This window comes from Mesorhizobium sp. 1M-11 (genome assembly GCF_001303895.1).
Taxonomy (GTDB): Bacteria; Pseudomonadota; Alphaproteobacteria; order Rhizobiales; family Rhizobiaceae; genus Mesorhizobium.
The window spans coordinates 99,446-113,716 of sequence record NZ_LJSD01000017.1 but is presented as its reverse complement, the minus strand read 5'-3'; the positions used below and the strand labels follow the sequence as shown (position 1 = coordinate 113,716).

At 62.1% G+C, this 14,271-nt stretch carries 11 protein-coding genes and 1 tRNA gene; 10 read left to right on the top strand and 2 right to left on the bottom strand.

Features of this window, described 5'->3' with window-relative positions:
• The first annotated feature begins 22 nt into the window (after positions 1-22).
• The 8 genes from AO692_RS10180 (at position 23) to AO692_RS10145 (ending at position 10,686) form a co-directional block, all read left to right on the top strand.
• Positions 23-883, top strand: a complete 861-nt coding sequence (locus tag AO692_RS10180) for a Ku protein (protein ID WP_054309946.1) — start codon at positions 23-25, stop codon at positions 881-883.
• Complete coding sequence (locus AO692_RS10175; protein ID WP_054309945.1) at positions 880-1,962, top strand: tetratricopeptide repeat protein; 1,083 nt, start codon at positions 880-882, stop codon at positions 1,960-1,962. Before AO692_RS10180 ends, AO692_RS10175 begins: the two co-directional genes overlap by 4 nt.
• Entirely contained in the window at positions 1,959-2,600 is a 642-nt protein-coding gene (locus tag AO692_RS10170) for an alpha/beta family hydrolase (RefSeq protein WP_082407290.1), read from the top strand. The genes AO692_RS10175 and AO692_RS10170 overlap by 4 nt, the downstream gene beginning before the upstream one ends.
• Positions 2,601-2,603: 3 nt before the next feature.
• The gene (gene xth / locus AO692_RS10165) at positions 2,604-3,377 is read left to right on the top strand and encodes an exodeoxyribonuclease III (RefSeq protein ID WP_054309943.1); all 774 of its coding nucleotides are present in this window, start codon (positions 2,604-2,606) and stop codon (positions 3,375-3,377) included.
• 375 nt (positions 3,378-3,752) lie between these two features.
• The gene (locus AO692_RS10160; protein ID WP_054309942.1) at positions 3,753-7,091 is read left to right on the top strand and encodes a M10 family metallopeptidase C-terminal domain-containing protein; all 3,339 of its coding nucleotides are present in this window, start codon (positions 3,753-3,755) and stop codon (positions 7,089-7,091) included.
• Positions 7,092-7,199: 108 nt separating this feature from the next.
• Positions 7,200-7,604: a hypothetical protein gene (locus tag AO692_RS10155; protein WP_054309941.1), complete on the top strand. Its 405-nt coding sequence runs from the start codon at positions 7,200-7,202 to the stop codon at positions 7,602-7,604.
• A gap of 47 nt (positions 7,605-7,651) precedes the next feature.
• Positions 7,652-9,385: a type I secretion system permease/ATPase gene (locus AO692_RS10150; RefSeq protein ID WP_054309940.1), complete on the top strand. Its 1,734-nt coding sequence runs from the start codon at positions 7,652-7,654 to the stop codon at positions 9,383-9,385.
• Positions 9,382-10,686 (top strand): HlyD family type I secretion periplasmic adaptor subunit, encoded by a 1,305-nt coding sequence (locus AO692_RS10145; RefSeq protein ID WP_054309939.1) that lies wholly within the window; start codon positions 9,382-9,384, stop codon positions 10,684-10,686. Before AO692_RS10150 ends, AO692_RS10145 begins: the two co-directional genes overlap by 4 nt.
• A gap of 56 nt (positions 10,687-10,742) precedes the next feature.
• On the opposite strand, the gene AO692_RS10140 is transcribed toward AO692_RS10145, so the two are convergent.
• Both AO692_RS10140 and AO692_RS10135 read right to left on the bottom strand, forming a co-directional pair.
• Positions 10,743-10,816, bottom strand: a tRNA-Gln gene (locus AO692_RS10140).
• Between the two features lie 139 nt (positions 10,817-10,955).
• Positions 10,956-11,906, bottom strand: coding sequence for a lysylphosphatidylglycerol synthase domain-containing protein (locus AO692_RS10135; protein ID WP_054310030.1), 951 nt, complete (start codon positions 11,904-11,906; stop codon positions 10,956-10,958).
• A gap of 293 nt (positions 11,907-12,199) precedes the next feature.
• Between AO692_RS10135 and AO692_RS10130 the strand changes: the two genes are divergently transcribed.
• Both AO692_RS10130 and AO692_RS10125 read left to right on the top strand, forming a co-directional pair.
• Positions 12,200-13,555: a Ppx/GppA phosphatase family protein gene (locus AO692_RS10130; RefSeq protein ID WP_054309938.1), complete on the top strand. Its 1,356-nt coding sequence runs from the start codon at positions 12,200-12,202 to the stop codon at positions 13,553-13,555.
• Positions 13,552-14,262, top strand: a complete 711-nt coding sequence (locus AO692_RS10125) for an RlmE family RNA methyltransferase (RefSeq protein ID WP_054309937.1) — start codon at positions 13,552-13,554, stop codon at positions 14,260-14,262. Before AO692_RS10130 ends, AO692_RS10125 begins: the two co-directional genes overlap by 4 nt.
• The last annotated feature ends 9 nt before the right edge of the window (positions 14,263-14,271 follow it).

Here is a 14,271-nt window from a genome sequence, read left to right as displayed (position 1 = left end):
TGTCGTCGCGTAGGAGGCGGAATTGGCACCCAGGGCAAGTTGGAAGGGTTATCTGAAACTCAGTCTGGTTAGCTGCCCGGTGCGGCTTTACCCGGCGACCAGCACGAAGGAGCGCATCTCCTTCAACCAGCTGCACAAGAAGACCCACAACCGCATCAACATGAAGCCCGTCGACCCCGAACTCGGCCTGGTCGACCGCGCCGATCTGGTCAAGGGCTACGAATACGAGGACAAGCAATACGTCATTATCGACGATGCCGACCTTGAAAGCGTGCGCATCGAATCCAACCACACCATGAACATCGAAGCCTTCGTCGACGAGAAGGATGTCGACGTCATCTACCAGGACACGCCCTATTACCTCGCGCCCGACGGAGCGATGGCCGAGGAGACCTTCGTCGTCCTGCGCGAGGCCATGCGCAAGTCCGGCAAGCTGGCGGTGGCGCGCCTTGTGCTGTCCAGCCGCGAGCGTGTCGTCACCATCGGTGCGCGTGAGAAGGGCATGTTCGTCTGCACGCTGCGCAATCCGCATGAGGTGCGTGGCACCGCCGAATATTTCGACAACATCCCGCAGGGCAAACCCGACCGCGAGATGCTGCAACTCGCCGAAGCGCTGATCCAGCAGAAGTTGACCAAGTTCGATCCGAAGAATTACGAGGATCGCTACGAGGCCGCCTTGATGAACATGATCAAGGAGAAGCTCAAAGGCCACAAGCCGATCGTCGCGGCAGCACCTGAACGCGGCAATGTCGTCAACCTGATGGATGCGCTGAAGGCCAGCCTTGGACAATCCAAGCCGCCGGCCAGGAGCAAGCCCAAGGCCGTGCCTGCTGAAAAACCGGCCAAGGTTGCCGCGAGCGGCGGCGCCAAGAGCAAGAAGTGACCTCGGCGAGAGGCAGGACGTTCGGTCTCATCGGCGGGCTTGCGGCATTCCCGCGCCGTTTGGCGGTGCGGGAGGTCGGTGCCCAGGGCGGCGAATTGCAACGCGGCGCCACGCGGCGCACCACGCATGTCATCTTTGGCCGCAAGTTGCTCGACAGGACCGATGCCGCCAGGATCGCGACCCGCTACCGTGAGGAGAGGGCGAAAGGCCGCCAGCCTCTGAGCGAAAACGGCTTCCTCAGGCTGCTGGGGTTGATCGAGGCGCCGGCCGGCTCAACGCTGAGCCGCCAGTCCATCCTCGACCAGTCGAAGCTCGGCGCTGAGGATTTCGACCTGCTCGCGCTTTTCGACGCGTTCGAACATGACGGAGAACCCTTCTCCTTCCGCGATCTGATCCTGGCCAGGAAATATGCCGGGTTGATCGCATCGGGCGCCAGCTGGGGCACGATCGCAAGGTCTGTGCGCCGATCCGGCTCGATCGCCTCGCTGACCGCGCTTTCGCTGCACGCCGACCGTGACAACGCCATCTATGCGCGTTCGGATGACGGCGTCAGCGAGCTCGACGGCCAGGCCTTGCTGCCGCTCGGCCGGGCCGAGCCGGAAGATCTCGACGAGCTCTTCGCCCTGGCGGAGGAAGCCGAGGAGGAGGGTCGGCATGGCGACGCCGCCGAGCTCTATCGGCGCTGCATCGCCATCGATCCGAGCGATCCGGTCATCTTCTTCAACCGCGGCAACTGCCTGCTCGCCGCCGGCAGAGCCAAGGAGGCCGAACAATCCTATCTCGACGTGCTCAAGCGCGACCCGCGCTTCGTCGAAGCCTGGTTCAATCTTTCCGGGCTGCTCGCCGGCGAAGGCAAGAAGGATACGGCACGCCGTCATCTGCTTGCCGCGATCGCCATAGACGGCGCTTACGCCGATGCCGTCTTCAATCTCGCAAACCTCGACTATGAAGCGGGTGATCTGGCCGGCGCACGCAAATGGTGGTCGCGTTATCTCGAGCTCGATTCCACATCGCAATGGGCCCGCACAGCCAGCAATGGCATCCGGCTGGTCGACCTGGCGCAAAGAACAGCGAGTTGAGCATGTCCTTCCTTTTCGACGGCCCGGAAGACGCCGCCTGTACCATCCTGCTCGGCCACGGGGCAGGGGCGCCGATGGACTCCGCCTCCATGAACGCCGCCGCCAAGGCGCTTGCCGAGGTCGGGTTTCGTGTCGCGCGTTTCGAATTCTCCTATATGGCGAGCCGGCGCACCGAGGGGAGTCGCAAACCACCGCCGCGCGCCGAGACCCTCAATCCCGAATATGCCGCCGCCGTAGCGGATCTGGCCGCCAAGGGGCCGCTGATTATCGGCGGCAAGTCGATGGGCGGCCGCATTGCCTCGATGGTGGCTGACGAGCTTTTCGCCTCGAGCAGGATCGCCGGCCTGCTTTGCCTCGGCTATCCATTTCATCCGCCGGCCAAACCACAGCAGCTGCGCACCAAGCATCTTGCCGATCTGAAGACGCCAACGCTGATCATGCAGGGCACGCGCGACGAGTTCGGTACTCGGGAAGAGGTGCCCTCATACGCGCTGTCGAAGGCGATCGAGGTTTTCTGGCTGGAAGACGGCGACCATGATCTGAAGCCGCGCAAGAGCGTGTCCGGCTTTACGGCGGCCGATCATCTCAAAACAATGGCCGAGAAGGTTTCGGCCTGGGCCGAAAAGCTCAAGCGCTGAGCGATGAAAATCGCGACGTTCAACGTCAATGGCATCAATGGCAGGCTTTCGGTGCTGCTCGACTGGCTGTCTGAGGCCGAGCCCGATGTCGTCTGCCTGCAGGAACTGAAGGCGTCGGGCGACAAGTTTCCGAAAACGGCACTTCGCGATGCCGGCTACGGCGCGGTGTGGCTGGGGCAGAAAAGCTGGAACGGCGTAGCGATCTTGGCGCGTGGCGTCGATCCGATCGAGACGCGGCGCGGCCTGCCCGGCGACGAGGACGACACGCAAAGCCGCTATATCGAGGCGGCAGTCTCCGGCGTGTTGGTCGGATGCCTCTATGCGCCAAACGGCAACCCGGCTCCGGGGCCGAAATTCGACTATAAGCTCCGATGGTTCAGCAGGCTTCAGCAGCATGCCGCGGAACTGCTCACCCATAACATCCCGGTCGTCCTTGCCGGCGACTACAATGTCATTCCGACCGAACTCGACGTCTACAAGCCCGAGCGCTGGCAGGATGATGCCTTGTTCCGCCCGGAGGTGCGGCTGGCATTGCACAAGCTCGTCGGCCAGGGGTGGACGGATGCCATCCGGGCGCTTCATCCCGATGAACGCGTCTACACATTCTGGGACTATCTGCGCAACGCTTGGGGCCGCAATGCCGGGCTCAGGTTGGATCATCTCCTGCTCAGCCCCGCAATCGCCGGCCAGCTCACCGCTGCCGGCGTCGACCGCGAAGTGCGCGGACGGGAAAAGGCCAGCGATCATGCTCCAGCGTGGATTGAGGTGTCGGTTTAGCCACAATACCGCGCTGGAAACCACGAAAAGATGTTGATCTTCGCGCTCAGCGCATTCGGCTTGCTGCTCGTGCAGGCCTAGGCGGGCTGTTTTACGCAGCCAATCGGACGCGGATCGCGATGACGAACACCTGGTATCAAACCTTCGCGCCGTCCAAATGACGAAATCTGTCGACTGCGAACAGGAAGTGAACTCGAACCTCGTGGCAGTCCTGCGTGGCCGTGTCCAACAGGCTAGACAAGTCGAAAATTCCGATAGCATTATCGGCGGAGGTGACGGGGCTTAGCAGGCGCGCAAGCGATGCCTGTTGGTGGTTGGAAGCAGCAAACCGGTACAGCCGTACTATCCACGGTTGTAGATGAGGGAACCCCAACGATGCCGAACCCAAGCCAAAATAGCGACCAATGGTGGATCAACGACCAGACGCCCGATAACCCCTATGGCAAGAGCGAGGATTACGAAGCCTACCTCGATTATCTTGGAGCATTGGACCGCAGCCTGACGCCAGCGATCGCGGCGGGAACGCTGAGGATCAACGTCTACGAACTCAACGACCACCCCGAATACAAGGCCGCCGCGATCGGCGCCCTGGAGATGTGGTCTCTTGTCACCCCTTTGAAGTTCGAAATCGTCGACGACGCGCCATACAACAGCGCGACTGACTGGATGCAGGTTGTCAGCCCCGAAGTGGGCGAGGAAGACGACGGCAGTGCCTATTCAAACGATCGTTATGTCAGCATAGGCCAGCGTTTCCACGACACGGAGCCCAACAAGACAGACATTGGCGGCTATGTGTTCGATTCCTTCATCCACGAATTCGGCCATGAGTTCGGCCTGAACCATCCCGGACTCTATAATTACAGCGGTCCCGGCGGCGTCCAGATCAACTATCTGAACAATGCGACCTGGACCTACGACCGTCAGCAATACAGCGTCATGTCCTATTTCGATGGCATCGACGTCGGCGAAACCAGCCGCTGGTCGGCTTCGACGCCGCTCATGGCCGACATCGAAGCCGTCATCCGTCGCTTTTTCTCGACCGTCGACGCGAATGGTGAGCGCACCTATCAGGAGATCAACCTCAACACGGGCGACAACGTCTACGGCTTCGGCAGCACGCAAGACGGCTACCGGCTCTCCGCCTCGGGCATGCAGCACGATATCGGTTTTACGATCCATGACACAGGTGGAACCGACACGATCGACTTCTCCGGTTCTACGGCGGGCACGATCCTTGACTTGCGCGCCGGGCAGTTCTCCAGCGTGAACGGCCATAGCAACAATGTGTCGATCTTTGCTGGGCACAATGCCGATACGACCGCCTATTACATCGAGAACGGCATCGGCAGCAGCTACGACGACATACTGATCGGCAATGACGGCGCCAACGTCCTCGACGGCCGCGGCGGCGGTGACCGCATGGCTGGTAATAGCGGCGACGATATCTACTTCGTCGACTCCCTCGATGACATCGTGCGCGAGGAAGCGAATGGCGGGAACGATACCGTCGTCCTGCTGTCCAGGGACCTGAAGATCGGGAAAATCGCGAACGTCGAAAACATCATTTACGCCGACGAGTCGACGCTTCAACCAGGAGGCGGTAGCCCCGAAACACCCGTCGTCGGCGACAACACGATGACCAGCATTATTTTCGGCACCGGCGGAAATGATACGCTCGACGGCGGTGGTGGCGATGACACCATCTTCGGTCAGGGTGGTGATGACCTCATCATCGGCGGTCGCGACTCGCTCGCCAGCCGCGACATCAACAACACGATCGACGTCGCGGACCTTGAAGACCAGACCGAGAGTGATGACGGCAATGACACGCTCTACGGCGGCGGTGGCAATGACACCATCCTCGGCGGCCAGGGCAATGACATCCTCGACGGCGGCGACGGCGACGACACGCTGAGCGGCCAGGACGGCATCGACATATTCAGGGGCGGCGCCGGCGTCGACACGGTCGACTACAGCAAGGAAAGCCCGTTCCAACTGCTCGTCAACCTGGAGACGAATGTCGCCAGCGGCGGCACCGCCTCCGGCGACACCTTCGACAGCATCGAGAATTTGATCGGGTCGGATGACCGCATCGACCGTTTCATCGGCACGTCGGAAGCAAATCATTTCTGGGGCCAGGGCGGCGGCGATTACTTCAACGGCCGCGACGGCGATGACATACTGGATGGCGGCAACGATGGCGACATCCTGTACGGTGAAGGCGGCAACGACACGATCATCGGTGGCGCCGGCCAGGACTATCTGGACGGCGGCGACGGTATCGATACGGTTGTCTATGCGGGCAGCTCCGACGGCGTGACCATCGACCTCGCCAATGGCACTGCCAGTGGCGGCGATGCCGATGGCCCGGTGCAGATCGTCGGGCGCGGCACCGTTATCCGGCACGATATCCTTGCCGGCTTCGAAAACGCAGTTGGTTCCTTCTTCGACGACCATATCATCGGCAACGCCCAGGCCAACGAACTGTCCGGCGGTGGGGGTGACGATATCCTGACCGGCGGCGGTGGTGCCGACAAGCTGAATGGCGGCGCCGGAAGCGACACGGCGGACTACGCCGATGCGACCAGCGGTGTCAAACTCCATCTCGGCGGCGGCAAGTCCGCCGGGGACACCTATATCTCGATCGAAAATCTCGCCGGTTCGGGCTTCAACGATCAATTGACCGGCGACGGCGCCGCCAATGTTCTGACCGGTCAGGGCGGCAACGACACGATCAACGGCGGCGGCGGCGATGACACCCTGCTCGGCGATTTCGCCTATCAGGGCGACGCACCGCCACGGCCGGGCATGGGTACCGGCTACGCCACGCTCGGGGCCGATGCGACGAACAATTCGATCGCAACCGCCTTCGACATCTCGAACAACTTCTCGCTGGCCGCCGACCCGGATATCTTCGATTCGACGACCACTCTTCACACCACCGTCAATGCCACCGGCAACGGCAAGGGCGGATACTATGGCATCACACTGGCGGCCGGTACGGTCATCTCGATCGACATCGACGGAATTGCCGATCCCAACGTCCATGACAGCTGGGTCAGGCTGCTGGACAGCAACGGCAACATCGTCGCCGAGAACGACGATGGCGGCGGCGATCCCGGCTCCACGACCAGCCGGGATTCAAGCGCGGTCTTCGTCGTCAAGGAAACCGGAACCTACTACATCCAGGAAGGCATGTGGTCGCCCGACGTGCCCGGCGATGGCTGGGCGGATGCCGTGCCGGAAGGCTCGACATACAAGGTGAACGTGTCGGTCGAATTCCCGCCTGCGCCGGCTCAGCCGGGCGTTGCAGGCGCCGACAAGCTCAACGGCGGCACCGGCAGCGACCTTCTGGATGGCGGTCTGGCGGCCGACACGCTGACCGGCGGCGCGGGCGAGGATTCCTTCCGCTTCTCGACAGCGCTTGGGAACGGCAATGTCGACTTGATCAAGGACTTCAACGTCGCTGACGACACGATCCTGCTGGACAACCTCATCTTTACGAGTGTGGGCGACGACGGCGCTCTTGCCTTGGGCGCATTCTTCAAGAGTGCGTCGGGTGTTGCCCATGATGTCGACGACCGCATCATCTATGACACCGACAGCGGAGCGTTGTCCTACGACGCCGATGGCTCCGGGCAAGTCGCGGCTGTTCAGTTTGCGCAACTGAACGCACATCTGAACCTTTCGGCAGCAGACTTCATTGTCGCCTGACCTCAGCACAGAAGGGGCGCTTTCGGGCGCCCCTTCTCTACACGGTGTTGGTCACCCTGTGCATTTAGAGCCTGCATAGGCACCGCAACGATCACGGAGAGTTTTGTGATGAAGCGCCCGACCAATCGCCGCACCGTACTGATGGCAGCGGGAGCCGCGGCTGTCGCCGCAGCCACCGCGACGGCCACCGCGCAATCAACAGATATTCGTGGGACGGTCACGTTCAAGGGCAACGTGGCCATCCCGGAAGGCCATATCGAGATTTATCTTGAGGACCCCGCCATCAAGAACAAGACGCAACGCCGTGCCGCGGAAACGCGCGTCGAAAGCAACGGCGGCTCAAAGAAGCTGGAATTCTCCTTGCCCCTGACCGCAAGCCCTGCTGCTGCATCGCCAACGCTGCAGGTCGTTGCGCGCCTGGAGCGCGCGGACGGCTGGCTGATCGCGCGGGGCAGCGCAAAAGTCGAGGCGGGCTCGCCCGTCCACGTCACGCTCAACACAGTCATGTACTAAGGGTCGAGACCAATGGCGAAGATGCCTCATTCCAATTGCGAGCTTGCATGAAGTCGACGCTATCGCCGTCGCTGACGCTGGTCGGAATTCTATCGTCTTTTCGACGTGCTTTTTCGGGCATTGTCCTGATGAGCGGCGTTGTGAACGTACTGACCCTGACCGGTTCGTTTTTCATGTTGCAGGTGTATGACCGGGTCGTTCCGGGTCGCAGCGTACCGACGCTGGTCGGCTTGGCGGTGCTTGCCGCCACCCTGTTCACGTTTCAGGGCGTGTTGGAGTTGATCCGTTCGCGCCTCATGGTGCGGCTGGGGCAGGGGTTGGACGCGAAACTCAGTCCCTCGGTCTATTCGGCGCTGATGCGTCTGCCGCTGCGCTCCAAAACTTCCGGTGACGGCTTGCAGCCCTTGCGGGATCTGGACCAGGTCCGCTCCTTTATCGGAAGTGCCGGACCGACCGCGCTGTTCGATCTGCCGTGGATGCCCCTCTACATAGGCATCTGTTTCATCTTTCATTTCTGGATCGGCGTTACCGCGCTCGCTGGCGCCATTGTCCTGTTCGCACTGACCCTTCTGGCTGAGTTCCGGACCAGCGGCCCGACCAAGATCGCCGGGCAGCATGCGGCGGTCCGCAGCACATTGGCTGAAGCGACAAGGCGCAATGCCGAAGCCATACAGGCCATGGGGTTTGGCGGGCGCATCGCCGAGCGGTGGTATGCCGTCAACGCCGACTACCTGAACGCACATGCGGCAGCCAGCGATGTTGCAGGAACGCTTGGCACGATCTCCAAGATTCTGCGGTTGATGTTGCAATCCGGAATACTGGCGATTGGCGCTTATCTGGTCATCCGGCAGGAAGCGACCGGTGGCATCATGATCGCAAGTTCGATCATGATGGGCAGGGCGCTGGCTCCGATCGAACTGGCGATAGCGCATTGGAAGGGTTTCGTTGCGGCGCGCCAGGGCTGGGCGCGCTTGAAGCAGCTTCTGTCCGCGCTTCCGGAAAGCGCAACCAGCGTGACCCTGCCGGCACCTGTCAGCGCATTGGCCGTTGAAACCGTCAGTGTCATGCCACCGGGCGAGCGGACACCGGTGGTCTGGGATGTGAATTTCACGCTGGCGAAGGGATCGGGCCTGGGGATCATCGGTCCCAGCGCTTCCGGCAAGTCGTCGCTGGTGCGTGCGCTTGCAGGCGTCTGGCTGCCGGCGCGGGGCTCAGTGCGACTGGACGGCGCGACGCTCGATCAGTGGCCGACCGATGAGCTGGGTAAACATATCGGCTATCTGCCGCAGGACGTGCAGCTGTTTGATGGAACGATCGCGCAGAACATTTCCCGCTTTGACCCGGACGCATCGTCCGAAATGGTGCTGGCGGCATCCAAGGCCGCGGGCGTGCACGATCTCGTCGTGCATCTGGCCGAAGGTTACGACACCAGGGTTGGCGAGGCCGGCGCCTCGCTGTCGGCTGGGCAGCGGCAGCGTATAGCCCTTGCACGTGCGCTCTATGGCAATCCGTTCCTGGTCATCCTGGACGAGCCGAATTCCAATCTCGATGCGGAGGGTGAAGCGGCGCTGTCCGGCGCCATCCGGGGCATCAGGGAACGCGGCGGCATCGTGATCGTCGTCGCACACCGGTCCAGTGCCCTGGCCAATGTCGATACGGTGCTGATGATGGCGAATGGACATGCTCAGGCCTTCGGCCCGAAGGATGAGGTGTTAAGCAAGGTTCTGCGATCGGCAGCGCCGCTGAAGGTCGTTACCGCGGAGAGAGGTGTCCCTGCATGAGCAAGGACACTTCGCATCAAAGACAGATCCGCCGCTATCTCGTAGCGGGGGTTGCTACCTGTCTGCTGCTCGTCGGAGGTGTCGGTGGCCTGGCGGCAGTGACCAAAATGTCGGGGGCGGTAATTGCTTCCGGCCGGCTGGTGGTCGATTCCAATGTGAAGAAGGTCCAGCATCCGACCGGCGGTGTGGTCGGTGAGATCCGGGTGCGTGAAGGCGACCTGGTCAAAGCCGGTGATGTTCTGGTGCGTCTGGACGAGACGACGACGCGCGCCAATCTGGCAATCGTCTCGACAGGTCTGGACGAGTTTTATGCAAGGCTGGCTCGCCTGGAGGCGGAGCGTGACGGCCACGACAAGATCACCTTTCCCGAGGTTTTGACATCGCGACGCGACGAATCCGGTGTCGCGGCGTCGATGGCTGGAGAACAATCGCTGTTCGATTTCCGGCAGCAGGCGCGATCTGGCCAGCGATCGCAATTGCGCGAACGGATCGCCCAGCTGGCGCAGGAGGCCGCCGGATTGACCGAGCAGAGGCAGGCAAAACGGCGTGAGATCGAGCTGATCCAGGTCGAGCTGAAAGGCGTGCGGGACTTGTGGGATCGCAAGCTGGTATCGATCAACCGCATGACGGCGCTGGAACGGGACGCTGTGAAGCTTGAAGGCGAGCATGGCCAATTGACCGCGGGAATAGCCCAGGCACATGGCAAGGCTGCGGAGGTCGAACTGCAGATCATCCAGATCGATCAGGATCTTCGCAGCGAGGTCGCGACCGAGCTGCGTGAAACGCAGGCAAAGATCTCCGAGTTCGTCGAACGCAAGGTTGCCGCCGAAGATCAGTTGAAACGCATCGACTTGCGCAGCCCACAGGATGGCGCGGTGCTTCAGTTGGCCGTGCACACAGTCGGCGGGGTCATCACGCCCGGCGAGGAGGTGATGCAGATCGTGCCGATAACGGATGACCTGACCGTTGAAGCACATATTGCGCCGCAGGATATCGACCAGGTGGCCATGGGCCAGGATGCGATCTTGCGCCTGTCGGCCTTCAATCGGCAAACCACGCCGGAACTGACAGGGACGCTGTCACGAATTTCGGCGGATCTCACCATCGACGAACGCGCGGGAACAAGCTTCTATGTCGCGCGGGTGAAGCTGCCGAAAACGGAGGTCGCCAAACTGCACGGGCTGGCACTGGCACCGGGTATGCCGGCCGAGGTGTTCTTCCCAACAGGCGATCGGACAATGCTTTCCTATCTGGTGAAGCCCCTGTCGGATCAGATCCAGAAAGCCTTCCGGGAAGAGTGAGGCCGCTCATTTGCGAGTGAGGCCGAGAGCGGTAGTCTTCTTTTGAGAAGGATGGTTGGCTGGGGAACCTGGATTCGAACCAGGACTAACGGAGTCAGAGTCCGTGGGTCTACCGTTAACCTATTCCCCAAAAAGCATTGAACTCAATGCTTTGGCGAAACGAGCTGAAGTGTGTTCCTGGCTGGAAGCCGGCGGCTCGGTATGCCGCGTGCCCGTTTCTGCGCTGCCTTGTAGCCATGCTCCGAAAATAGTCAAGCCTCGTCAGCGTTTCAATTGGCAGCACGGCCGAACTGCGAGCGCTCGAACAGCAGCACGACAATCAGGGCCAGGATGAGCGGGATGATGAGGTAGAACAGCCGGAACACCAGCAGCGCCGCGATGACGCCGGCCTGGTCCATCTGCGGCAGGCCGGCAAGGAACACGACCTCGAACACGCCAAGGCCGCCGGGTGCATGCGAGATCTGCGCCGCCGAAAAGGCGACAAGGAAGATTGCAAAGACGACGAGGTAGCCTGGATTGTTTTCGACAGGCAGCGCGAAATAGAGGATCGCGCCGGCCGCCAGGATTTCGAGCGGGCCGATCACCAGTTGGCGCGCCACGATCGGCAGCCTCGGGTAGTGGATCTGCACGGAGCCGATCTTCAGCGGGTTCAGATGCAACCAGCTGCCGAAGACATAGGTGCCCACCAGAAGAATCATGGCGATGCCGGCGCCCGCCGACAGCCCGCCATAGCCGATCTCTTTGAAAGCACTGACATCGGCGAATCGATCGAACAGGTCCGGGATGAGGATCAGCACGATGCCGCCCAGCAGGATCGACGACAGCACGAAGGTGATCCAGCAGATCGCCACCAGCACGCCGACTTGCTGGCCCGACAGGCCACGCGTGGCATAGGCCCGATAGCGGATGACAGCACCTGAGAACACCGAACCACCGATATTGTGCGACAGCGCATAGGTGGTGAAAGAGCAGAGCGTCACGAACAGCCACGACACCCGTTTTTCAAGATGCATAAGGGCGATGTGATCATAGCCGGCAAGGGCGGCGTAAGCGACGACCGAACTGAATGCCGCCAGCAGCCAATGCGTCCAGCGTATGGCGGCAAGGCTGGTCCAGACATCATCCAGCGAAATACCGCGCAGTTCGTTGAAGAGAACCCAAACCGAAAAAGCGACAGCCGCCAGCCCTATCACCGGCCAGATAAAACGCCTGAAATTCATGCCGTCATGGCCATCAGCAACCCCAACCCATCTTATTTCGATGCCCCGCGCAGGTTTTGCACCGACGACGAGCGCCAGCAAACCCGTTGAAACCAGAAATGCCTGATCGAAGCCGGCTATTCAACACTTGTGGCACGTTTACGGCGACACTTGTGACGCTACTGCGGCGGTCGACAATTTTCGTGCGGGTCTTGGTGATTGGGCCTTGCGCTGCTAGTCTGGCGCCAACTTACGAATATTCGTGCCAGCAGCGTCCGGACCACCGGTTCGCGCGGCACTGGAAGGAATTGACAGTGAAAGACCGCGACGCCGGCGCTGGAGCGCCGGAGGGCGGCATGTCGGAGAGGATTTCGGCATCGCCCGAGCCTGGATCCCGGGCCACAGGCCGCGAGGGACAGAGCCATGCTGGCGTGCGATGGGATTCGCATGCTTCAGCCCCACCGGGAGCCAAGGGACGTAAACGACGCAAGCGGCGGCGCGGGCGAAAGGTTTTTGCGCCCACGGACGGCGTCGTGCCGAGGCCTGCCACAACCGAGGCTCCGCAGGGAACAGGACAATCGTCCGTCGCCGCGAATCCTCAACCAGCGAGACCTGCCAACCCTGCCTCGCAGGAGCAGAGATCACGTTCGGCGTGGAACGGCGAATTGCCGGTCTTTGCCGCCCTCGACCTCGGCACCAACAATTGCCGCCTGCTGGTGGCGGTACCGGGTCGCCACGGACAATTCAGGGTGATCGATGCCTTTTCGCGCATCGTGCGGTTGGGCGAGGGGCTCTCGGCAAGCGGTCGGTTGGGCGACGCAGCCATGAACCGCGCCATCGAGGCGTTGAAGGTCTGCGCCGACAAGCTACGGCTTCGCAAGGTCGCGGGAGCGCGGCTGATCGCCACCGAAGCCTGCCGGTCGGCGGCGAATGGCGCCGAGTTTCTGGAACGGGTTGAACGCGAGGCCGGGCTGAAGCTGGAAATCATCGACCGCGAGACCGAAGCACGCCTCGCCGTTTCGGGCTGCGGCTCGCTGATCGAGCGCGAGACCAAGGGCGTGGTGCTGTTCGACATCGGCGGCGGGTCTTCCGAGATCGCATTGATCGATCTGAGTAACCGCCGCTCGCAACGCCTTGCAAATCATATCGTCTCCTGGACTTCCCTGCCGGTTGGCGTCGTCTCATTGGCCGAACGCTTCGGCGGCCGCACGGTGACGCGTGAGAGCTTTGCAGCGATGGTGGATGATGTCGCCGGGCGCCTTGCAGCCTTCGAAGGACGCCATCGACTGAGCCATCTGGTTGCCGGTCCGCATTTCCATCTGCTCGGCACCTCCGGCACCGTTACGACGCTTGCGGGGGTCCACCTCGATCTGGAGCGCTACGACCGCCGCCGCGTCGACGGCTTGTGGATGGGGCGCGAGAATGTCGACCGCATGGTGCAGAAGCTGCTGGGCTGGGATTTCCAGCAGCGCGTCGCCAACCCCTGCATCGGTGCCGACCGCGCCGACCTGGTTCTCGCCGGTTGCGCGATTCTCGAGGCGATTCGAGCCGTGTGGCCGTCGGAACGCCTGCGCGTGGCCGACCGTGGCTTGCGCGAGGGTATCTTGAGTGAATTGATGGCCGACGACCGCGCTGCGCGCGGTTCCTGGCGGACAGAGGGCCGGCAATGACCAACAAAAAGGACGGTGCTGGCAGCACGACGCGTGTCTTGCGCACCAAGGTCAAGAAGAAGCGCGGCCTGAAGGAATCGTCCCGGCGCTGGCTGGAGCGGCACCTCAACGACCCGTATGTCCAGCGCTCCAAGGCGGATGGCTATCGTTCGCGCGCTGCCTACAAGCTGATCGAGATCGACGACAAGCACCATCTGTTGAAACCTGGCCAGAAGGTGATCGACCTCGGTGCCGCGCCGGGCGGCTGGTGCCAGGTGGCGGCCGCGCGCACGAAATCGACGGCAGAGGCGCCGCATGTGGTCGGCATCGACTATCTGGAAATGGATGCCGTGCCCGGTGCTGCCATCGTGCAGATGGATTTCCTCGACGACGCGGCGCCGGGACGACTGATCGAAGAATTGGGCGGCGAACCGGATATCGTTCTCTCCGACATGGCGGCGCCGACGACCGGGCATCGCCGTACCGACCATCTTCGTACCATGCATCTGTGCGAGGTGGCGGCCGATTTCGCCATGTCGGTCTTGAAGCCCGGCGGCCACTTCCTGACCAAGACCTTCCAGGGGGGCACGGAAAACGAGCTGCTGGACATGCTGAAACGATCGTTCCGCTCGGTCCATCACGTCAAGCCGCCGGCCTCGCGTGACGAATCTGTCGAGCTCTATCTGCTGGCCAAGGATTTCAAGGGGCGGGCGCCGGCTCAAGAATAAGCGTGGCCC